Here is a 21,681-nt window from a genome sequence, read left to right as displayed (position 1 = left end):
AACATTTGAGTGATCTGTTCGTAGAGAGACTCATCGATAGTGCCGGCAAGGGAATCCAGATTTGCGTATCGTGTTATGTATGAGAAAAAACCGGTGAATGCTGCAATCAGGCCAGCCAGCACTACGGCTGCTGACCCTCGGGTCAGATGAGTTTTTTTTGAAAGGTTCATTGCCGTTTCTTTCACTTGATCACACCATGAGTTATTAATTTAGGACATTGGAAAGCGTGACTATCGGCGGGAGCCGAATTCTCTATGCCAGTATTGGCCGTCTTCACTCGTTGCGCGCAATATGGCATCTGGTTTCAGATTGTCAGGCCACAGTTGAACTAAATAGGTGTCCACCACGCCATGGAAGAATTCGCCGTCTCGGCCCTCATCGCGGCCGCTTGCGCTGACCCGCATCCGGTAACTGCCCGGGATGATGGCCTTCAGCGCTCCCCAGCTCTCGCCCGCCCAACTACACCACCGCACTTCATGCCCGGTGGGGATTGCGAACGAAACCTCGACGACGTCTTCCCAGCGCGCGTCGTCGTTGGCCGGAGGCGCTTCGCGTAGGACCATCCGTACGTGAGAGCCTCCTGAACGGCGGGCCAGGTTGATGTACACGCCGCTCGAGGCGGATGCACCAACCAAGCCGTTGACCTGACCGGCGAAGTACCGGTCGGAGTCACCATCGAAGCCACCGTCCAAAATCCAGATGACGTCTAGTTGCCCATAGTCGGTTTTGACAACCTGATCCAGCAAAACAATCTCCATGAGGTCAGGATACGGGCACTCGAAGGGGCGTCGGGCACTTGCCGTTTTCATACATAGAGCTACTATGTTAGATACCCTTCTGATCTATGTATGGGAGTTGCAGTGCGCATTGATAAAGACTTGGTCGCAGCCTCGGCCACCCCGCTGGTGCTGGGCATCCTTTCGGACGGGGACCTGTACGGTTACGCAATCCTTAAACGGGTGAGTGAGTTGTCGGGCGGAAACATGCAGTGGACCGACGGGATGCTCTACCCGCTGCTCCACCGGCTCGAGCGGTTCGGTTACGTGTCGTCGTCGTGGGGAACCTCCGACGCCGGACGCCGGCGCAAGCACTACGCCATCACGTCCACGGGCCGGGAAGCTCTCGCCGACCGGCAGGCGCAGTGGACCGTCGTCGCAGACGCGCTACGCCAAGTGTGGGAGACCACGCCACGGTTTCCCACCTCGGTGGAGGGATGGGCATAGTGGAGGGACACGCCGAATTGGAGGCCCAGATCGACAGGTGGCGTGGATTTGTTCAGCGCAGCCAAGCCATCTCACCCGCTGACGTTGACGAGCTCGAGGACCACCTGCGCGAACAAATTTCGGAGCGGCAGGCGACAGGCCTGGATGACGAGGAGGCATTCCTCGTCGCCATCAAGCGCCTCGGCAACCTCGATGCCGTCTCCCGAGAGTTTGCCCGTGAACACTCCGACCGGCTGTGGAAGCAGCTTGTCCTGGTTCCAGAAGGTTCGAACGACGCCGGCACGCCGCACTGGCGCGAACTGGCAGTCGTCCTTGCCCTGGCTGTCGGGGCGGGCATGGCTGTCAAGGCTGGCCTTGCCTGGATCGGCGGAGGCGAAGCGCTGATGCGCAACGCCGGCCTTCTCGTCTTCCCATTCCTGGCCGGGTTCTTCGCATGGAAGCGCCGATTTTCTGTGTCGGTGTTGGTGACACTGTGCGTTCCCTTTGTTCTTCTGGCAGTCGCTCTCAACGTCTACCCGTTTGTGTCAGGCGGCTCCACCGGGATGCTCGCTGCCCTCCACGCGTTGGTGGCCCTGTGGGTTCTGGTGGGAGTGGCGTATGTAGGAGGGAGGTGGCGGTCCGACAGGCGCCGCATGGACTTTGTCCGGTTTACAGGTGAGTTCGCAATCTACTTCACGCTGCTGGCACTTGGGGGTGCCGTCCTGATCGCGCTCACACTCGCCACCCTCCGGATCATTGGGATCGACTTCGAACCGGTCCTGGAAAACTGGATTCTGCCGTTTGCGGTGCCGGGGGCGCTTGTGGTTGCGAGCTGGCTCGTCGAGGCCAAGCAACAGGTCGTTGAAAACATCGCACCCGTGCTCACACGCGTGTTCACGCCCTTGACGGTTGTCATGCTGCTGGCGCTTCTGCCCGTGCTTGCCACAGCGGGTGGCTTCGCCGCTATTGACCGGAACCTGCTCATCCTCATGGATGCAATTCTTGTGCTGGTTTTGTGCCTGCTGCTCTACTCAATTTCCGCCCGCGACTCGCTTGCTCCGCCCGGCCTGTTCGATGCGCTGCAGCTGGTCCTGGTGGTTGCGGCACTTGCCGTCGATGTGGTGATGCTGACGGCGATGCTTACGCGTATTGCCGAGTTCGGCTACAGCCCCAACAAGATCGCCGCATTTGGCCTCAATGTTGTTCTTCTGGTCCACCTGCTCGGCGCGGCATGGCACGCCCTCGGCTTCCTGCGCGGCCGGCGCCCGTTCGCCGCAGTCGAATGCTGGCAAACACGGTACCTGCCGGTCTACGGCGCCTGGGCCGCCGTCGTAGTTCTCATCTTCCCGCCCCTGTTCGGGTTCGCCTAGCGTACTGGCGACCCCTCCAGCGGAGGGCGAGGGCGTTGATGTCAGGCGAGTGGACACCCGAATTTGGATCGTCTACTCGCTCTCAGAGTCCTCGTCGTTCGCTATTTTTTCTATCCAGTCGATTGCTTCATCCGCGAGGTAAAATTCCTCCGGAACATTGGATCCAACCCAAGAAGTATCTGCCGTGGGGTGGCCTGCTAGAGCCGTGATCTGATCAAGGATGGATGCCGGCACAACGTCTCCGTTGTTGTTGATTAACCATTGCTGGGTCGATGAGTCCAGAAGGGGCCACCAGTTCTCTATGTTCATGGCCTCATTCTTACACCAGGGCGTCTGGTTGGGGAACCTTCAACAGGAGGGGGCTGGAGCGGGGTGAGTATTTGGCGCTAGCCGTTCTGGAAGTTACCGGTGTTGGCGTAGTCGGAGCATTCGCAGCCCAATACCGACCACGAACACGGCCACTCCGGTCAGGATCGAAGACTGTGGCAGCGTCGCTACCAAGGAAACACATGCCACGGCACCGATAACTTGCAGCGCCTTGGGGTATCGGCGATCAGCGGCGGGTTGGGTGAATGCAGCAATGTTTGCCACCAGGTAGTAGACGAGGACGCCAAAGGAGGAGAACCCGATGGCGCCGCGTAGATCTGCCACGGCTATCACTGCGCAAATCACGGCGGCCAGGGCCACTTCGGCACGATGCGGAACCTGATATCGGGGATGGACGGCTGCAAACCAATTCGGCAGGTCCTGTTCCCTGGCCATGGCCAGACTGGTGCGGCCCAACCCGGCAACCAAGGCCAACAACGCACCCAGTGCGGCGACGGCAGCACCAACGCGTACAACAGGTGCGGCCCACGCCCAAGTGCCTGAACCTACGGCGCTGGCCAGGGGTGTTGCAGAGTCCGTGATTCCATCGGGTCCGATGGTTGCCAGCAACGTCACTGCGATGACCGCGTAAATGATTATCGTGATGAGCAAGGAGATCCCGATGGCACGAGGAATGGCTCGACGGGGGTTGTGAACTTCTTCGCCCATCGTAGCGATCCGTGCATACCCCGCGAACGCGAAGAACAGCAGACCCGCGGATTGCATGATCCCGTACCACCCGTGGGCCAGGAGGCCTTCACCAAGAATGTTCAGTGGTGCAGGGCCTCTGCCACCCCATGCAGCTGCCACGGCAACAGCCAGGGAAATCAGCACAACAACAACCAGGATTCGTGTCAGTCGTGCGGTCCGTGTGACTCCCCGGTAGTTAACAGCCGCAAGGCCAATGACTGCCGCGATGGCGACCGGTCGTTCCCAACCACTCGGGGCTGCATAGGCGGCGAACGTCACCGCCATCGCTGCGGCACTGGCGGTCTTGCCGACAATGAACCCCCAACCGGCCAGGTATCCCGACCATGGGCCGAGGCGCTCACGCCCGTATACGTAGGTTCCGCCCGAGGCCGGATAGACCGCGGCCAGCTGTGCCGAGGAAGTGGCATTGCAGAAAGCGACAAAAGCAGCCACTACCAGGCCCACCAAAAGACCCGATCCTGCCGCCGCTGCGGCCGGAGTAAAAGCGGCAAAGACACCCGCGCCGATCATCGATCCCAGTCCGATGACCACAGCGTCGGTGGTGCCCAGGCGGCGCGCCAAGGTTGGCTGATGGCTCATTTTCACTATCCCTTTGCCGAGTGGGGAGTACTTCGGCCGCTAGTTTAGCAACGGCCATGCGGCCTTCGGCCAGTGCTTGGATGCCTTGTGATGTGGTTCGGTAGATTCGGCGCGGTCGCCCGTTAACGACCTCCGGCGGGAGCTGAGCAGTCCCTGCTCTTCCATTCTGTGCAGGGTTGGATACAACGTCCCCGGGGAAATTGAGTATCCATGGTTGGAGAGTTCCTCTGACATCCAGGCGCCGTGAATATCTTCCTCCGCGGCATGATGCAGGATGAGTAGCCGGACGGCTGCACGAGTTAGTTCGCGCATTTAGACCTCGCTCAAAGTCCCTGATATCGGGAACCGATATCTAAAGGCGATAATACTTCTGGATCCTCTCACTCAGAGGCCCTGCGCTGTTTGTTCGAGAACTGTTCACTGGAACAGGTCTCTAGGCAACCGTCTTGCGGAAGCGCGCGAGGCATACAACGATTGCGCTCCAGAACGTGACTCCTCGGCTCCGGCGTCGCGCGACGGACGTGTCGGCTGGATAGTCTGGTGACATGCCCATCAAGACGCGCGGCGCCACGCGCTCACCAGTAGTCGCAGCTTGTGTCGTCTTTCTGGGCCTGCTCATACTTTGGGTGGCGCAGCCACTTCTGCCAGGTTGGGCCTGTGCGGCCAGCCTTCCGGCGGCGTGCCCGCCGCAATTGTTGCCTGTTCGGGCGTCTCTGATTAGCGCAGGCATCTTCTCCGTGCTGGCGGGGCCAGCCCGCAACAGTCACCTCAGTGGATGGCCCGTTGCTCGCTGCGTTTAGGACCACAAACGCATTGGACCTAGGCCAGATTCGCGAACCCAAAGCTAGGAAACTGGTGGCACCAAGCAACAAAGTTGGCCGAAGTTACCACTCGAGTGGGCTCCGACGGTTCGGTGGGTTGTCCCGATGCTTCGAAAGCGCAGGGTTTCCTTTGACCGCGACTGACCACGCGCCGAGCGTCAGTGCGCCGGCAATCACAGCATCAAGAAAGACTTGCGTCACCCCGGCACCAGTTAGGGCGTGGAATAGCCCGATGACTACAAAGGTGGCTGCTGCTGCCGCGACGCAAAGGGAAAGTATCATCGCCCAGAGGGGTATGTTCCGAAGTTCTTTCACAATTGCCAACTCCTAGAGACCAGCACGAGTGGGGCACTGATCAACACACTACACTCGCCGGCACTCATCAAACTAGGCCTCTATTTCCTGGGGCAAACGTACTCACCGCCGCCGCCGGCCTGCTTGTAGGGCCGCGTCATTTCGGAAGCCGCGTTGGCGCAGTCCGGCGACGTCCCCAATTGGAACCCTGAGAGGCGGATCTACCTCAGTCATCTCCCCGTGAGTTACTGTCAAACGTCGAACGCTCGTGAGACGATCAGCAGCATGAGAGTAAAACAGCTCGTGATTAGCTTGACCGTTTTAGTCTGTGCCTTCGCCGCGTATAACTTTGGCAGGTATCTAGAACCATTCACTGGGCTTCTTCTTACTACTTTACTTGCCTGCGTTGGTGTAGTTTTGATCAACGGGTTGGCTTCAAAAGGAAAAATACGTCAGCCCTGACGCCCTTCGTCGCCGCCATTTGTGCCTTTTCCGGTCTGCCGTTTCAATAAATGGAATGCTCTGGCGCATCGCTTGAGTCGAAGGTGCCTTACGGAATGAGTCTTACCCAAGCGGGGCTAAACAATGATCAGATCCACATTGGCCATGTCGAGGGTGAGAAGAAACATCGCAAAGGGCCGCCGGGAACAAGCAAGACATTGTTATTGGAATCCTAATTGTTTGCGCCGCGCTGCTTAGAGCCTGAGGCGAGTAAAGCTGCGCCGGATAGCCCGATGGTCAGTGCCGCGGCGGCCAGCCACCCCAGTAGATCAAAACCGGCGGAGACGGGCACCATATTGGTCAGATCTGACAGGCGGAAAGACCCCGCTACAGCGGTCAGAAGAGCAAGAATGCCTGCCACTGCATAGACAGGAGAGGCGCTGGCTGCTTGAGAACGATTGCTCTTTGCCGAAACGAAGCAAAGCACCGCAGCTAACAGCGAGAGGGCAATGGAAATAACTATGGCGGCTATGTAGAACCCGGGAACATGAATAGTGAAAATCCCGAATATTGCGGCCAGTATAGATGCGATGAAAGCTTTCACACGGAGCTCCTAGATGGTTTTCTGACCAATGATCCATCTGGCGGCTTACTGCTTGTTGGCGTCAATTTCTCGCACATGGACGCGAACCAGATCTTCGATCAGGCGGATGGGCAGGGTCTTGTCCAGCGTAAATTGGATCGCGTGTTGGGTGGTCTTGTAGTTCTTGAGCTGGTCCCTTAACTCCTCGATCGCCCATGAAGAGGGGTAGAAGCTCATATGCTTCTTGGATGCGGTGAAGTACACCAGTGCCCGGTTCTTATATTTGAGCGTCGGCATCCCATAACTTATGGTCTCTTCGGTGTCCGGCACGAGTTTCGTTACGAGTGCGCGGATCCGTTCGAGTTCTGCTCGGTACTCGGGGTCGAGCGCGCTGAGATACTCTTCGACGCTCTTCGCTTTTTCACCCATAACGTGAGTTTAGCGCTCCGCGGTTCCGGCTACGCATTGGTGGCGCCGCTCCGGGGCAAGTGGGTGAGGTGCTGAACCTCCGTCACAAGGATTACACGCGGGACGCTATGCCGTGGGACCTGGGCGAGGAACATCAGTGATTGCATGTCTTGCAAGAAACCCCTTGCAGGACAGCGTGCCCTTGCCGGTCGCCAGGTGGGTGGGTCAGTCCGCGGTGAAGTGCGCGATGTACCGGCGCTGCCATGGCGTCTCGACCGCGCGCGGGTTGTAATGCTCGCGAACGAACTTCACTGCCTTGTCAGCAGGTACGCCGTCGAGGACGGCAATACACGCCAGTGCGGTGCCCGTGCGCCCGCGACCGCCATCGCAAGCGATCTCGACTCGCTCTTTCTCAGAGCGAAGCCATGCTTCACGCAGCGCGTCCCGTGCATCGCCGTGGTCCCTTGGCAGCCGAAAGTCGGGCCATGGCACCCAACGTGCTTCCCATTCGACCGGTGCCGGTCTCTGCCCCAAAAGGTAGAGCGCGAAGTCGGGGGTAGCGCCACTGGCGAGCGGTTTGTGAAGGCCACGGCCGCGCAGGAGTCGGCCCGACGGCAAACACATCACGCCGGTCTCGTCAACGTCCCAAGTACTGCGCACGATCCCAGCGTATCGGCCGACAAAGGGTAAGGAGATGCTGATCGCGTGGTTGGTCGAGAGGACGACGGCGCAGGGCGCCGCGGCTCCAGGGTCAGGCGAACCCTGAATTCAGGATTCTTGTCGGGTTACGCTGTTCATGCATCCGAAATTTGGAAGACGTCTGCTGCAGGTCATGCCGATACTTGGGGGTTCGAATGGGAAAGCAATGGGCAGAACAGTTGCGGTCACCCCGGCTCCAGGCCATGCCCGGCGTATTGGCGGTGTTATCGGCTGTCAGTGGCCTCGTTTTTCCTCGCACGGATGCCCTGTACGGTCCCGCCTACATTGCTTCGATCACGTTTGCATTGGCAACCCCACTGGCGTTCCTGGTGGTGGCGCCCAAGAGCCTGTTCCGGCAGAACCGGGCTTTTCTTTGGCTGTACATCGCGACGGTGGTTTCGGCGGTGTGTGCGGCGGTGACAAGCGGACTGCTGATGTCGTTGGGCAGTCCGGATGGCGCAGCGGGCGACATTGGCGGCTTTCCGATCTGGCTGCTGTCGACCGGCGCTTTGGTGACTGTCTCCCTTCTTGCCATCAAGGCTTGGCACAGGGAGCAGGCAGGCCCTGCAACAACATTACGTGACCTCCAGCGGCAAGAACGTCGGACAAAACACCGCTAAAGTCGGAAATTCGAGGATCTCATGTCAACGGTCAAAATTATTATGATTCCGGGGCATAGGGCAGGTTGGTCCTCTTGGTGTCTCACTTTTTTGCGATGAATCCCGGTGAAAACCGTAGCTAGAACATAGGTTGCATCGGCCCAAATCGGTGGGACCACTGTTTAGAAATCCGTTCGGAGGATTCTGGGACGATCGACATCAACAAAGATGGTCGCCACAAAATTGCGGTGACCATCTTGAATCTGATGCGGTGTTGTTAACGGTGGAGCGATTTGTATTTTGCTATGAGCAACAAACCAAAATAGAAGCACAGCGTGAAGAACACTACGGAGCCTGCGAGGAAGAGCCAGTGACTACCAGTTGGGTTTCTGACGACTGGCTCAATGCATACGGCTAGAACGAAGACTGCGAAGCAGCCAGAGTACTTTGATATTTGACTCTTTGACATTGTTCCTCCTGCTTTAGTCATGCGGCACTAAAATGCCCTGGTGAGGACTAGGGCGGCGATTGGCCATAGAATCTTGGTCTCAGTCGTAGATTTTTTGAGCGGCTCACTGCCGGATGGCGCCTGGCCACGCACCAATAAGATCAAACCCGACAAATGCAGGCCGGTACGGCGCTCGGCCACATCTTCGCGTTGGATATTTCACGTTTTCACAAGCCAACCGGTGACGACTTCTCCTGGTGATTCCTGTTCAACTGCCCAACGAGCCAACGGCAGACGGGTATGTCGGCATCGTGAGACGATCGCGCCACCGTCGGGGGTGTTCATAATGGAACGGTTTGCGGGACAGTCGATCGAACACAAAGCCTTCTTGAAACCGCTGAGGGCTCAGGCTTCGAAACGCAATGGTCGAGTTCTACTTACTTCGGTTTCTGGAGTCCATCGTTCCCCGAACCTCCGCAATACGCAGCCTCAGGAAAATAATGGACAGAATCAAAACCCAGACGAGGAGTACCGCGACAACGGCCACCACCAAAAGGTAGAGCCCAACCAATAGGCCGCCATACACTCCAAACATTCCAGTCACCTAAACCCCCAACTATCTGGCACCACCAAGTTGGTGGTGCCAAGAAAAGCTCTTTCCGTCCACCGTACAGTGTGGCCAGTAGAACGGCGTCCAAGAGCGTATGGCCATGTCCTCGGTAGTGGGAAAGGGGGTGATTGGCTCCAACATGGGCGGTGCCAAGACTTTGGATTGACAAGATTTTAGCTCCGGAAAGTGCATGTTCGAGGTACATCCTTTGCGAAACGTCTAGCGGGTGGTCCTTCTTGCAAGCTCAGTCCTCCAGCGCTTTGACGCAAGCGTTGAGTCCGTAAGTGAGTGAGGTGAGCTCGGAGGGGCTAAGTCCTGACAGCATCCGCTCTTCAACTCCGTCCACATCAGCCTGTGCGGCGGAGAGGAGATCAGCACCAGCTGCCGTGAGTGCTGTCGGTAAAGCGCGACCGCTCTCGGGGCGGGTAGGGCGTTCGACCAGTCCACGTTCGAGTAATTGCTGCAGCATCGAGTTCATGGACTGGCGCGTCATGAACGTGGCGCGGGCCAGCCCAGCAGCGGAGATACCAGGATCGCGGAGCAGATGGTGAAGGCATGAGTACTGGGAAACAGTGAGGGAGTGCCGGTGCAGCGCCTCCTCCATGCGAAGACGAAGCACTGATTGTGCCTGCTTGACTACGTATCCGACCTGTTGTTCCCGGTTGCTCATGTAAGAATTCTGACATAGAGTCTGGATGTAAGGAAACTGACATACAAGGAGAATTATTATGGCCGTCACCGGTCCCGACTTCATTGCCCTGCAGGTCCGCGATCTAGAGAAGGCGGCAGCCTTCTACGAGAACACCGTCGGTCTGACCCGCGCACCCTTCTCGCCTCCACACGCCGTCGTCTTCGATACCCAGCCGACCTTCGCGGTTCGCGACCCCGAACCCGGCTTGGATCTCGAATCTGGCCCATTGGGACTCGGCGTTGCGCTGTGGCTGCATGATCCTGAGGCCGTCGCCTTGCACAGTGCCGTAGCGGGGGCGGGTGCGACCATCCTGCGGGAACCCTTCGAGGGCCCGTTCGGAATGACATTCGTCTTTCAGGATCTCGACGGGTACTCCGTCACTGTTCACGATCGCGCCACACGCAACTGATTCCGGGCCAACCGGGGCAGCCCCAACGGCAAAGGCGGTCCTTGACGAACAGGCTCGTGTTCTGCCGGACCTCGCTCACTCCCGAAGGTGAAACACTGGCGTGACAGCGCGCTCGAACGCAACATGTTGAGGTCAAGGTGATTCCATTGGCATTCACCGAAGGACAACCACCGCGGCGACCTAGGGGCGGGTCCGGGTGGACTAGTCGGCGAGGGTGCAGTTGCCCGCTTCTATGATCATCCGCATCGTGGGCGACTCTGAAGTCAGCTCATTTTCAACCGTGCACCCTGAAGTTGCCTCGACTGACACCCAACCGTAGGGGACGTCTTCGATGACGTAGGTGGATCCGACCGACACTTCTCGCGAATTGACCAGCTCTCCATCGGAGCCTCGGACCTTCACCTCGTAAGGCCCGCCTTGGGCGCCGGGTGTCATGGTGCGAACTTCGACGCTTACACTTCCGGACTCAGCGCCGGAGTTGCAGCCAGTCATGGCGCCAACGACTAAGAACGCTGCCGCGCCACGAGCGAGATACTTTAGGTCCATAGCCTCAGTGTTGCATATGTCATCAACCCGCCCTGGGGAGTCGACAAATGGGCGGGGCAGACCCCTCTTTCGCATTGTGTTTGTGGTCAGTCTTTGTTCGAGACGTTCCCTTGGACTCGCTTTTTTGAGATGCGAAACAGAGTTGCGATTAGGCCGATCACCATGAGGCCTATGACCATGAAGAGCATTTCTCCGAGAGATCGACGATCCCCAAGGCCGTAACGGATTCCCTCAGCGGCAACCCCAACGACCAGGCCAAACAAGGCACCGAAAAGTGATCTTCTTACTGGCACGCTCATCCATTTTCCTTCCAAAAACCAAAATCCAGACAAACATCACTGGTCTGTAGACCCATTGCTGTGCCATTGAACATGAGGGGCTGAGTACGCCCAACACTATGTTGGCGTCGTAAGGCCCCCATATACCCTGGTGATGCGGGCACAACTACATATCTTGGCATTCATCAAGGATTCGCAAGAATATGTCCAAAAGGTAGCGGGTAGTAAGTACCCAAACAATTGAGACTGCCGTGGGATGACAAAGTTCTCGGTGAGGTCAGTCCAACTGAACGTGATCTGATCCGCCAGGAGTAGCTACGCTCCAAACTGTCTGTCATTTTTAGAAGTCATCTGCACTGCGCGGGGAACGTTCACGTCAGGAGCGGCGACCCAGTCAAGATCCTCAGCCCTGTGGATGCTCAAATCAGTGCCCAGTTCACAGAAACGGGAGGTCATCTATTTTGTTTGATTCACAATTCATGGTGGGCATTGCGGGAATCGGCAATTAACGCTCTGGAAACAAATCGGTGACCCGGCTGTCGCATGGTGTGGATAGCGTTTCACCTGACCTTCCCGCTACGAAAGTGATGCCCGGATGAGTATTGATTCAAAGAGCACTCAAATTCTTGAACCGCAGGCGCCTGCCAATGACGCTGCGATCAGCGCGACCAAGGAAAGCCTGGAGGACTACACTCTCCGGTTCGCGCCGCGTTCGTACCGGAAATGGACTGCCGGGGTGGTGGCAACCAGCGCCTTGGGCGGGATCGCATATCTGGCGGACTTCTCCATCGGGGCAAACATTGGCATTGCCTATGGCACCACAAATGCGATTCTCGGCATTATTGTGGCCGCGGTAATCATTTTCGCCACCGGTTTCCCTCTGGCATATTATGCCGCACGGTACAATATTGACCTTGATTTGATCACGCGAGGATCCGGGTTTGGTTATTACGGATCCGTGGTCACGAACGTCATCTTTGCAACGTTCACCTTCATATTCTTTGCGCTCGAAGGGTCAATCATGGCCCAGGGGCTGCAATTGGGGCTCGGCATTCCGCAATGGATTGGATATGCAATATCCACGATCGTCATCATTCCATTTGTGATTTACGGGATGAAAACCCTGGCCAAGCTTCAGGTCTGGACCACTCCGCTGTGGCTTTTGCTGATGGTGGTGCCGGTGGGCTATTTGCTGCTGTCCCACCCGGGCAGCATTGATGACTTCTTTGCCTTTACGGGCAAGTCCGGTGCTGAAGGCACCAATGTCGCATCGGTGATGCTCGCCGCAGGCGTGTGCCTGTCGCTCATGGCCCAGATTGCCGAGCAGATCGACTACCTGCGCTTCATGCCGCCCAAAACTGCCGCGAACAAGGGCGCTTGGTGGCGTGCAGTGATACTTGCCGGCCCCGGTTGGGTCATTTTTGGTGCCATCAAGCAGATCGTGGGCATGTTCATCGCCATCTACCTGATCGCCAAGTTGGATCCGGCGGCGTCCGTGCATGCCAACGAACCGGTGCACCAGTTCCTGGGCGTGTATCAGGAGATGATGCCGGCCTGGCTGGCCATGACCCTTGCCGTGGTTCTTGTGGTCATCTCGCAGCTCAAGATCAACGTGACCAACGCCTATTCGGGCTCGTTGGCGTGGACCAACAGCTTCACAAGGGTCACCAAGACCTACCCGGGCCGCATGGTATTTGTGATGGTCAACCTGTTGATCGCCCTGGCACTCATGGAAGCAAACATGTTCGAGTTCCTCAATACCATTCTGGGCTTCTACGCGAACTGTGCCATGGCTTGGATAGTCACCGTTGCCTCCGACATCGTTATCAACAAGTACCTGCTGAAGATCTCGCCCAGGGTTCCGGAGTTCCGCCGCGGGATGCTCTATGCCATCAACCCTGTGGGTTTCGTTTCCATGCTGGGTTCGGCCGGCGTTTCCATCGCTGTTTTCTTCGGGGCGTTTGGCTCGGCCATCCAGCCGTACTCACCCATCTTCGCCGTCGGCCTGGCATTGCTGCTGCCACCCCTGCTGGCCGTGCTGACCCGCGGAAAGTACTACCTGCGGCGCACCGATGACGGCATTGACCTGCCCATGTTCGACGCCGACGGCAACCCCAGCGACCACAAACTGCTCTGCCATGTCACTGGGCTAGAGTTCGAACGCCCGGACATGATCCGCTCAGCCCAGGACGGGCCCGACGGTGAACCGCAGTACGTCTCCTCGCTGGCCCTGTCCACGGACAAGACCGGGGAACTGGTTCTTCCGGCACAAAAGTAGGGCCATTCCCTACCAGGGAGGCAGTTACAGCCTCCCTGGTGCCAGTGTGCGAAAGATGCGGGGGTCCGGCTGCGAAGCCCCGGCGGTGCAGGGCTTCCGCCGTCAGGAAAGTGTGATGGAGTGTGCGCAGGCCGCTGCGACACACCACCACGAACATGAACCGGACAGTGTTGAGTGGGATGCTCGCAGGGGCATGGTCTTCGGCGTCCGGTGCAAACGGGAGGCGAACTGAGTCAGAAATTTTGAGCGTCACCCTGAGTTAGGCTCAACCGATGGATTGGTTTTGGAACACCGTACTCATAGTTGGCGTCGCCGGTGTCGTCGTAAGTTCTTTGGTCGCGTTCCAACGGCATCTTGCCAAACCTGGCGGTCGCACGGGGACCGGTGGGGCAGCCGGAATCGGTTTGATGGAGAGCCTGTTCGCACCGTCGAGCTATGAAGCTCGCATTGAGCTTGAACGACAAGGTCAAATGCAGGCTCCGGCGCCTGTACCCGGGGACCCTTTGCGCGGTCTCCAAGTTGCAGTGGACGAGGAAGGTTTGCCTTCTCGCGTCGTCATTAGTGCCAACAACCATTTGCCCTGAGATCTGATTTTTTCGACGGGAAACGGTGCGCAAATCGTCCGGATGCTGCTCTTTAGCCCAAGTCCTTATTTGGGAGCGTCCGCGCCCGTAGATCGAACGTCATGTGGGGTGCTCCTTGAGGCGTTTGGGCGTCGTGTGTGTGGCTGTGGCTGTGGCTGTGGCCTGGGCGTCGGTGAAGTCGTCGGCGCTTTGTCCCAAGCGTTTCTTTTGGCGGCAGATAACGGAGAATTCATCTCAGGCGCGAGAACCGCTGCCTCGTCGCGAGGCAGCGGCCAACGTGCCAGGACAAATCAAGTCAAGCCGCTACTCGGGTAGGTCGGTAACGCAGGGCGATCGCCCCCGACCGGAACTCATGGCGATCCACGAGCTCGAGCTGGATGCGCTCGCGGAGACCGGCGAGCAACGTCGGCCCATGTCCGGCAAGGACCGGCTGCACGAGGAACTCGTACTCGTCGATCAGTCCCAGATCCGCCAACGCCAGGGGGAGCGTCACACCACCAACCCACAGACCCTCGCCTGGCTCCTGCTTGAGTCGATGAACCGCTTGCCCCAAGTCGCCTCGCACCAGCTCGGCATTCCAGTCGACCCCGCTTAGCGTGCTCGACACGACGTACTTCTTCGCCCGGTCGATGGCCTCGGCGAACGGGATCTGCCACCCATCCACCCAGCCAGGCCACGTGCCCGTGGCCGGCTTCCGCCACGCCGACTCCATCATCTCGTAGGTCACTCTGCCGAACAGCAGGGCATCGGCTCGCTCCATTTCAGAGGTCCAGTAGCGCATCGACTCCTCGTCCGGGGGGAGCCCGGCCTCGTGATGGCAGCAGCCGTCGAGTGTGACGTTGATCGAGTATCGAAGTGGTCTCATCTCGTTGCTCTCCCTTGATGCGCACAGTGCGTTTTCACCGGGCTGACAGTCAGCCAGACCACGGCTTCGCTTGAACAGCTCATGGTCCGAGGATAAGCAACCTCGCCGTCTAACGGAAGTGTCAGAGCACGATTCCGGATAGGTTTGTGCAATGGGAAAGCGCCGTAGAAAACTATTCTTCATTGCCATGTCCTTGTTGGCGTTTGTGTGGGTGGTCAGTGTTGGACTGACCTTCGTTAACGAAGGGAAAACACCACCCGACTCAGCGTTCCCGGGCGTCCCCGGGCCGGCCGTCGTGAAGGGCATTTCGATGCAGTGCGGTTCGGGAGGCTGCTGGCGCGAAATGGCCATCGAAGCCGGTTCGACCATGGTGGCTAACGAGCTCATCAATGAGATGGATCTGTCCCAGGAGCGCTGTAGCGCCAGGAACCTGCTCACATTGACCCGAATTTGCACTGGTTCCAGCTACGCAGGCGGTGAGTTGCGCGTATACCTGCGCTACGCCTACTAGGGAGGAGCGATGTCGGATCAGGCATATCCGTTTATCGATATTTTCGGTGCTGGACACAGCGGACAATGCCGCAATCGAGCTGGGTCAGTATCCTGCTGCTGGCTTCTGCTCGATGTAGTTAATAATGAAGAAACCGTCGAAGGGCACCAGCTCCACGTACCAGCGGGTTGGCTTGGCCAGCCCTGCCCAGTCTGCTGGATCTGCTGGTGTACCGGGGGCCGGACGGTAAATAGCATCAAATTTCAGGAACGTGCCATTCACTGTGGCACTGGAAGAGATTTCCTTGAGCAGTTCAAAGCTCCCTGGATTTCCTATGCGGTCGACACTGGTCCCTATGGCATTGCGAAGGGCCTGGGCCGTGAGCTCCTGCTGCCCGGCATAGTAGTCCTGCCAAGCAACGTCGGTTTGGGTTGTGAAGATAGTTTGTGAGTAGGCAATACGGCCTTGTTCCGCCAAACCGTCCAAACATGCATCCGGTACAGTGCCCGCCGTCCCGGCCCAGCCCCTGAGTATATCCGTTCCCGCATTGACCCAAGAGCTGTAGGAATTCAAGACATTGGCGATTGATTCTTCAGGGGTTCCCTGCGGGATCCTTACGGCTTGGACCGCATCCGGTGGCAGTAGGGGACAGCTGGCGTCAAGGACTGATTCGAGGGATTGGCTGGCCGTGGGCAAGTGTGGCTGTTGCGGGTTTGGAGTGCATCCGCCCAGTCCGCCCATCAGCGCAAGTCCGAGCGCCGCCGTCGTAATTGTCCTGAAATATCTGCCCACAACATCCCCCAATACTGTGCCAGCCTCTTTGGCCAACACGAATCAGTCTAATGTCCGGCGGCAGCCGTCCAGGTGGTTGTAAACGCCAAAACCAAATCCCCATCAGCCGGCACTCGTCGTGCTCACCGTCTACCCAGGGAACCTTTGCCGGGCACTTAGTTGGTTCACCAGAATCATGACCTTGTCAAGATCGTTGTGAGGTTGGTGCTCCCGTTATGGGATCAGTTCTGGCTGAGGTGCACTGCGTTCCTTAGTTCTTGTTGATGGGCGTCGGCGGCCATTTCGTTGGGCTGCAGTGCCAGCGACGACGACGAGCGCGACGCCGAAGGCCTGGACGATTGTTGGCCTCTGGTGAAGAAGGATCAGGCCGAGAAGGACGCCAAAGGCGGGCTCGAGTGCCATGAGGGTTCCGAATGCGGTGTGTGTCATCTTGCGTAGGGCGAGTAGTTCGAAGGTAAAGGGAATGACAGGCATGAGGATCGCCAGCCCGATGGAGGCCAAAATGACAGTCCAGCTTAGGTTGCCGATCGCTTGGGGTATCCCAAAGATGGCGGCAACAACTGCTGCGATAGGCGCGGTCAGGGCGAGCCCCTGGATGCCCGAGAAACGGTCTCCGAGTCTTTGTGTGAGCAGGATATAGATGCCCCAGCACCCTGCCGCGAGGGCCGCAAAACCGATGCCGAGGAGATCGATGCTTCCCAGCCATGGCTCCGTGAGCAGCACAACCCCCGCCAATGCCAAAGCTGGCCAGACCATGGCCCGCCGGCGGTGGCTGCGGATAGCCGCGACAGTAAGTGGTCCAAGGAATTCAATCGCGACAGCAGTGCCCAGAGGGATGCGGGAGAGTGCCGCCAAAAACAGTATCGTCATCATTCCCGTGGTCACTCCCAGCCCGAGGATCAAGGGTAGATCGGCGCGGCGGACCTTGCGGATGTTAGGGCGACAGAGCAGGGCGAAGAACAGGGCTCCCGCCGTCAACCGTAGCCACGCCGCCCCAGATGTTCCTACGGCGGGAAAGAGAGATACCGAAAGTGCGGAACTTAATTGCACGGACAACATGGCAGCCACGGCGAGCGTCCATGGTGGGACAGCTTTGAGCCGACTCCCCGAACCGCTCATTGTTGCAGCCAGTCCAGAACTTGCTGGGCGTGAGCATTGGGGGGAAAGATCGGATAAAAGACGTGTTCGATGACGCAGTCCTTCACGATTAGCGTCAGGCGGGTGTAGAGCCGGTCATGACCGGGAGCAGGAAAAGTTGGCAGCGTCAGCGCTTTGGCTAGGGCAAAGTTTGGATCGGATAGCATCGGGAACGGCAGGCCCAACCGGTCGACGACCTCGCCTTGGTATCCCGCCTCTTGGCTGGACATGCCGAATACATTCTCGACACCCGCGTCCCTCAGCATCGTGTAGTGGTCCCGGAAATCGCAGGCCTCCGTGGAGCATCCGCGGGCGCCTGGAATAGCGTCCCAACCCTCAGGAAGGTCTGTCCCTGGAACACCGGTCAGTGGATAAAGGTAAACCACGGTTCGGCCAGGCCCGAGCTCGGCAAGGTTCACTTTCCGTCCGTCGGTGGCCGAAAAGGTTAGATTCGGCAGGGCAAGCCCCACTAGATGGTCAGCGGCTCCGTCATCGACGGGGACGGGAAGATTGTCGGGGAGGACCTTGGAGTAATCAATCACGGTGGTGATCTCCGTTCTAAACGTGCGGGACGCGCCCTGTTGCAGTCTTTCAGCCAGGTGTTCACGCCGGGAGGTAAGGGATGCGATGGTCCGATCCAACTCTGTGATGCTGTCCCTGAAGGCGGCCAGCGAAGCCGGGCATTCGTCACTGTGTTGGTGACCCGCCTCGAGGCATTCGACAAATGGGGCCGCCTTAGCAGGATTGATCCCGAACCCGGACAAAGCACGTATTTCACTGATCACGCGTAAATCATGATCAGAATAATCGCGGTAACCATTGGATAAACGTCCCGGCTTCACCAAACCCAGTTGTTCGTAATAGCGCACGGCCTTGATCGATACCTCGGCCCGTTCAGCTAACTCACCTATACGCATTCTTGCCTCCTGACTTCACGATAAACCTTGCCCTCAGGGGCAGAGTCAAATCCCGAATCGCGATCCCCACGGCTAGTGCACTGTAGACGGGTTCCGTTCACAGACAACCGCCACCCTTTGTGGCATAGTTTTGTTTTGCGGCTAAATCGCAGCTTCGATTGGAAGCTCTCTCAGTCCACGGTCGAACCTTGATACGGCCACTTTGAACGAGGCAGTCGGTTGTGACTGGCTCAGCTCTGGAAGTCCCACGTTGCCGTATTTGGCAGTGCAGGGACCGGCCAGGTTCGGTCTGGCTGGAAGGCCTCGAATCCCGCGTTAAAGGGAAAGCCCCAGCTGTTCACGGTCACAATGGCGTCTGCTGCCGCCCGTTGAATCTCCATGACCCTGGACGACGAGAGCACACCGGCTTGGTGGGCGAATTCAAGTTCGTCCTCGTCTTTGTACTTGAAGCTGTGATCCGCTTTTACAACCACATCGAGCACTAGATCAGAGCTAACGATGCCCTGTTCAGTGCGTGTGAAGGGCTCCTCGATATTAACGTAGTAGGAGTCTCGCAGTCCCGATTGGGTTTCGAAAAACCATACGGAATACATGGTTTCAGGCTGGAACACGGCAAGAATGCCGGAGCCTGACCATTTTCTGACCGCTTGCGCACGTGGTGCGATGAACCTTTTGCCCCCTTCAAGTGAGCGGATGTCGCTCCCGTCAGCAATCACCTGATAGAGCATGCGGGTGCCTGGTGCCAACCAGACCGCCAAGTGGCGGTCATCGTCGGCGACGACAGTTACTGGTCGCAGGTCAAGAAGGTCTGGAAAGGTTGGGTCTATGTAGGTCCATGTGATGTTGTCGCCGCGCTGCCAACGTATCTCTGGGGAAGATGTCATGCCCTCCATCCTGCCCGTTGGGGCCGGATGCTCGTTGGCAACAGGCCACAAAGGTTCTGGAACATTTTGACCACCCGAACCTTATGCCGGGCGTTCTGATCTGTCTGGCAAGCGGAACGGCTACTGGGACGAGTTCTCTTTGGCTTGTCGAGTGGACTGGTCCTCAAGTACTGCGAGAGCTTTTTCGCTCGCATCACGAATCCGATGCAACGCACCGACGATGCTGATGCTCGCGAAGAGGACGATGAGTAGTAAAACTACGAGCAACCAAGTGATATCCATGCGCTAACTCTGTCAGGTTCCCGCAAAAGAATCGAAAGTCGCTTCTGCGGCCCGGTAGCCGAACGCTGAGCGGGCGGTGGCGGACGTCGGTGGCTTGGCTCGATAGCGCTGAACGTGCAACGAGTAGGTGCCCTTAGATATGGCGGAGGAATCGCTCGGGCGAATCCAAGAATGACTTCCAGTTCCCAACTAGATCTAGGTCTTCCCAATCCCGAGGCCGCAGGCCCCATGGACCAACCTCCAGAATTTGGGCCCCGGGCAGGGCTGCGAGAACTGGCGAGTGTGTGGACAGGATCACCTGGGACTTACCGCCGGCCAGGAGTTCCTTGAGGACGCCCAAGAGGGCAAGACACCCCGAAAAGGACAAGGCGGATTCCGGCTCATCGAGTACCCACAGCCCGGGTCCCCGGAAGCGATCGACAGCCAACTGCAAAAATGACTCGCCGTGTGACATTTCATGGAACTGGATGTCACCGTTTCTGCCAGGGTTCTCCTCAAGATAGGTAAAGAAGCCATGCATGGTTTCTGCCCGCAGAAAGTAGCCACGCCTCGTTGTGCCGGCGTTCTTGACTAATTGCAGGTGATCGGCAAGCACAGATTCGGTGGACCTCGTGGTGTGGCGTGCGCCTGTCGAACCGCCTTCAGGGGACAAGCCATAGGCCAGGGCAATCGCCTCCACCAAGGTGGATTTACCCGCCCCATTCTCACCAACGAAGACGGTAGCGGGCGACAGAGTGAGGCCCCGGTCCAGCACCTGGGCTACGGCTGGCAGCGTTGCAGGCCAATGGCCACGATCGAGAGCATTCAGGGAGTGTTCTGCTATCCCTCGGACCGGGTAATTCTCGAACGGCATACGCTCATTGTTGCAGGCAGGGGGCGTCCACCCTGAAACAACAGACAAATTATTGAGCAGGGAGTCCCGAAACGGGATCCTTGAACGGATCATGGTGTTGTCTCGCGACGACGCCTTCGCGGATCGAGGAAGCACGTCCCGATCAGCAAATACTTTCGTTTCGGGTCTGGTTTGTCTGCATCCGGTTGTGCCAGGTGAGGTGCAAGGGAATACGTGGGCGCCGTCGGGAGTTGCGGCTCCCGAGGGCTGATGGCGATCAGCCGCTGCCATCTACTTCGAGGAAACCTATGCCTGAAACGACAATCCCTCGGCTCGAGTCCGTTCGAACCGTGACTCCTAGAGAACGTGTACCGGCAATAATCTGGCTCATAGCGGGTGGCATTTTCGCGATGGTCACCAGCGAGTTCATGGCCGCCGGGTTACTGCCCAGCATTGCCGACGGCGTTGGTGTTTCGATAGGAGCTGCGGCGCTGCTGATTTCAGGGTTCGCCGCTGGCCAAGTCGTCGGTCCTTGGCTGCTTGGGATGCCCTTGTCGCGCTTCGGCCCTCGCGTGGTCCTCGCCGGGCTGCTCGTGGCATTCGCGGCGGCGCAGGCGATCGGTGTCATCTCCCCGTGGACGGTGATGCTCTCCATGCGCGTGGTTTCGGGAGCGTTGATGTCAGCCTACTTCGCGATTGCCTTGGGCACAGCAACGCGGCTGGTTCCTGGTGCCGCCCAACCGCGGGCAACCGCCACGATCTTCGCAGGGGTAACGATCGGAACGGCACTCGGTCTGCCGTTGGCGACGTTCGCCGGCCAGGCCGTCACTTGGCAGTGGGCATTCCACATTGACACCATTGCGGTACTGGCAGCCGCCGCCGCGATAATCATCTTCGTTCCATCCATCGTAGGCACGCCAACGCTCCCTGTTCGGCAGATGCTCCGGCCGCTGGCTAACCGTCGATTGTGGCTGACCCTGGCGACTGCCGGACTCTCGATCGGGGGGACGCTCCTCGGGTTCGCCTTCTTTCCCACCATCCTCGAACGGGTCACTGGTGTCGAACCAACTCTCGTTCCCTGGTTGCTTGCCCTCTACGGCGCCGCATCAGTGCTGGGCAACTGGGCTGTGGGACGGCTGACCTCCCGGGGCCCCGCCCGAGTGCTCGCCATCGGCCTCATCGTCCTCGCCGCCGGCCTGCTCGCTTTCTGGGCGGCACCGACCTCGTTGCCTGTCGTTATCCTGGCGATGATCGCCATTGGAGTCAGTGGCGTGTCATTGAACTCCGCTCATGCCGCACGCACCATCGCGGCAGCTGGACAGCACCCGGCCATCATGTCGATGCTCCCCACCGTGGTCACCGGAGGCATCCTCCTGGGCACATCGCTGGGCAGCGTGGTGGTGGACTCCGGCCTTGGCCTGCTCGCACCGCTCTGGATTGGCGCGCTTTTCGTCTTGGCAGCACTCCTTACCCTCATCCCGGATGCGCTCGACAAGCGCGGCGCGACGGTCCTCGACCAAGCCGCAAGTCCTGCACCCACTCCATGCCCGATAGCGTAACTGTGG

Annotated in this window: 22 protein-coding genes; 7 read left to right on the top strand and 15 right to left on the bottom strand. The window is 58.6% G+C overall.

Annotated features, from left to right (window positions below):
* Nucleotides 1-230: 230 nt before the first annotated feature.
* Nucleotides 231-758, bottom strand: coding sequence for a hypothetical protein (locus BLV41_RS13930; protein ID WP_139244337.1), 528 nt, complete (start codon nt 756-758; stop codon nt 231-233).
* 102 nt (nt 759-860) lie between these two features.
* Between BLV41_RS13930 and BLV41_RS13925 the strand changes: the two genes are divergently transcribed.
* Together BLV41_RS13925 and BLV41_RS13920 are read left to right on the top strand one after the other, a co-directional pair.
* Nucleotides 861-1,223, top strand: a complete 363-nt coding sequence (locus BLV41_RS13925; RefSeq protein WP_044574089.1) for a PadR family transcriptional regulator — start codon at nt 861-863, stop codon at nt 1,221-1,223.
* Nucleotides 1,214-2,572, top strand: a complete 1,359-nt coding sequence (locus BLV41_RS13920; protein WP_170835479.1) for a permease prefix domain 1-containing protein — start codon at nt 1,214-1,216, stop codon at nt 2,570-2,572. The genes BLV41_RS13925 and BLV41_RS13920 overlap by 10 nt, the downstream gene beginning before the upstream one ends.
* Nucleotides 2,573-2,644: 72 nt before the next feature.
* On the opposite strand, the gene BLV41_RS13915 is transcribed toward BLV41_RS13920, so the two are convergent.
* The 6 genes from BLV41_RS13915 to BLV41_RS22575 form a co-directional block, all read right to left on the bottom strand.
* Nucleotides 2,645-2,881 (bottom strand): hypothetical protein, encoded by a 237-nt coding sequence (locus BLV41_RS13915; RefSeq protein ID WP_044573979.1) that lies wholly within the window; start codon nt 2,879-2,881, stop codon nt 2,645-2,647.
* Between the two features lie 93 nt (nt 2,882-2,974).
* Nucleotides 2,975-4,228: an APC family permease gene (locus BLV41_RS13910; RefSeq protein ID WP_074712174.1), complete on the bottom strand. Its 1,254-nt coding sequence runs from the start codon at nt 4,226-4,228 to the stop codon at nt 2,975-2,977.
* Between the two features lie 39 nt (nt 4,229-4,267).
* The gene (locus BLV41_RS13905; RefSeq protein WP_074712173.1) at nt 4,268-4,540 is read right to left on the bottom strand and encodes a PadR family transcriptional regulator; all 273 of its coding nucleotides are present in this window, start codon (nt 4,538-4,540) and stop codon (nt 4,268-4,270) included.
* Nucleotides 4,541-6,016: 1,476 nt separating this feature from the next.
* A complete protein-coding gene (locus tag BLV41_RS13895) occupies nt 6,017-6,388 on the bottom strand; it encodes a hypothetical protein (protein ID WP_074712172.1) in 372 nt (123 codons plus the stop codon).
* Between the two features lie 45 nt (nt 6,389-6,433).
* Entirely contained in the window at nt 6,434-6,796 is a 363-nt protein-coding gene (locus BLV41_RS13890; RefSeq protein ID WP_074712171.1) for an iron chaperone, read from the bottom strand.
* A gap of 204 nt (nt 6,797-7,000) precedes the next feature.
* Nucleotides 7,001-7,435, bottom strand: a complete 435-nt coding sequence (locus BLV41_RS22575) for a protein-tyrosine phosphatase family protein (RefSeq protein WP_139244336.1) — start codon at nt 7,433-7,435, stop codon at nt 7,001-7,003.
* A 242-nt stretch (nt 7,436-7,677) separates the two neighbouring features.
* On the opposite strand from BLV41_RS22575, the gene BLV41_RS13880 reads away from it, so the two are divergent.
* On the top strand, nt 7,678-8,094 hold the full coding sequence (locus BLV41_RS13880) for a hypothetical protein (RefSeq protein WP_139244335.1): 417 nt from the start codon (nt 7,678-7,680) through the stop codon (nt 8,092-8,094).
* A gap of 1,281 nt (nt 8,095-9,375) precedes the next feature.
* Here BLV41_RS13880 and BLV41_RS13875 read toward each other — a convergent pair.
* Nucleotides 9,376-9,801 (bottom strand): MarR family winged helix-turn-helix transcriptional regulator, encoded by a 426-nt coding sequence (locus tag BLV41_RS13875; RefSeq protein WP_074713324.1) that lies wholly within the window; start codon nt 9,799-9,801, stop codon nt 9,376-9,378.
* Between the two features lie 58 nt (nt 9,802-9,859).
* Here BLV41_RS13875 and BLV41_RS13870 point away from each other — a divergent pair, with 58 nt between their 5' ends.
* On the top strand, nt 9,860-10,231 hold the full coding sequence (locus BLV41_RS13870; RefSeq protein ID WP_074712169.1) for a VOC family protein: 372 nt from the start codon (nt 9,860-9,862) through the stop codon (nt 10,229-10,231).
* A 201-nt stretch (nt 10,232-10,432) separates the two neighbouring features.
* Here the strand turns inward: BLV41_RS13870 and BLV41_RS13865 are convergent, their stop codons facing one another.
* On the bottom strand, nt 10,433-10,777 hold the full coding sequence (locus tag BLV41_RS13865; RefSeq protein ID WP_139244334.1) for a hypothetical protein: 345 nt from the start codon (nt 10,775-10,777) through the stop codon (nt 10,433-10,435).
* A gap of 873 nt (nt 10,778-11,650) precedes the next feature.
* Between BLV41_RS13865 and BLV41_RS13855 the strand changes: the two genes are divergently transcribed.
* Nucleotides 11,651-13,333 (top strand): purine-cytosine permease family protein, encoded by a 1,683-nt coding sequence (locus BLV41_RS13855; RefSeq protein WP_044574015.1) that lies wholly within the window; start codon nt 11,651-11,653, stop codon nt 13,331-13,333.
* Between the two features lie 879 nt (nt 13,334-14,212).
* On the opposite strand, the gene BLV41_RS13845 is transcribed toward BLV41_RS13855, so the two are convergent.
* Nucleotides 14,213-14,782, bottom strand: coding sequence for a dihydrofolate reductase family protein (locus tag BLV41_RS13845; protein WP_074712165.1), 570 nt, complete (start codon nt 14,780-14,782; stop codon nt 14,213-14,215).
* A gap of 151 nt (nt 14,783-14,933) precedes the next feature.
* On the opposite strand from BLV41_RS13845, the gene BLV41_RS13840 reads away from it, so the two are divergent.
* Nucleotides 14,934-15,293: a hypothetical protein gene (locus BLV41_RS13840; protein WP_074712164.1), complete on the top strand. Its 360-nt coding sequence runs from the start codon at nt 14,934-14,936 to the stop codon at nt 15,291-15,293.
* Nucleotides 15,294-15,377: 84 nt separating this feature from the next.
* Here the strand turns inward: BLV41_RS13840 and BLV41_RS13835 are convergent, their stop codons facing one another.
* From BLV41_RS13835 to BLV41_RS13815, 5 genes are all read right to left on the bottom strand, one after another.
* On the bottom strand, nt 15,378-16,103 hold the full coding sequence (locus tag BLV41_RS13835) for a hypothetical protein (RefSeq protein ID WP_139244333.1): 726 nt from the start codon (nt 16,101-16,103) through the stop codon (nt 15,378-15,380).
* A gap of 174 nt (nt 16,104-16,277) precedes the next feature.
* A complete protein-coding gene (locus BLV41_RS13830; RefSeq protein WP_139244466.1) occupies nt 16,278-17,123 on the bottom strand; it encodes an EamA family transporter in 846 nt (281 codons plus the stop codon).
* 56 nt (nt 17,124-17,179) lie between these two features.
* On the bottom strand, nt 17,180-18,118 hold the full coding sequence (locus tag BLV41_RS13825; protein ID WP_074712160.1) for a MerR family transcriptional regulator: 939 nt from the start codon (nt 18,116-18,118) through the stop codon (nt 17,180-17,182).
* 230 nt (nt 18,119-18,348) lie between these two features.
* Entirely contained in the window at nt 18,349-19,002 is a 654-nt protein-coding gene (locus BLV41_RS13820) for a ribonuclease FAU-1 family protein (protein ID WP_074712158.1), read from the bottom strand.
* A 415-nt stretch (nt 19,003-19,417) separates the two neighbouring features.
* The gene (locus BLV41_RS13815) at nt 19,418-20,137 is read right to left on the bottom strand and encodes an AAA family ATPase (RefSeq protein WP_074712156.1); all 720 of its coding nucleotides are present in this window, start codon (nt 20,135-20,137) and stop codon (nt 19,418-19,420) included.
* Nucleotides 20,138-20,424: 287 nt separating this feature from the next.
* On the opposite strand from BLV41_RS13815, the gene BLV41_RS13810 reads away from it, so the two are divergent.
* Nucleotides 20,425-21,675 (top strand): MFS transporter, encoded by a 1,251-nt coding sequence (locus tag BLV41_RS13810; RefSeq protein ID WP_083360783.1) that lies wholly within the window; start codon nt 20,425-20,427, stop codon nt 21,673-21,675.
* The last annotated feature ends 6 nt before the right edge of the window (nt 21,676-21,681 follow it).

This window comes from Arthrobacter alpinus, assembly GCF_900105965.1.
In the GTDB taxonomy this organism is placed as follows: Bacteria; Actinomycetota; Actinomycetes; order Actinomycetales; family Micrococcaceae; genus Specibacter; species Specibacter alpinus.
The sequence above is the reverse complement of the archived record's forward strand: the minus strand, read 5'-3'. Positions and strand labels throughout refer to the sequence as shown.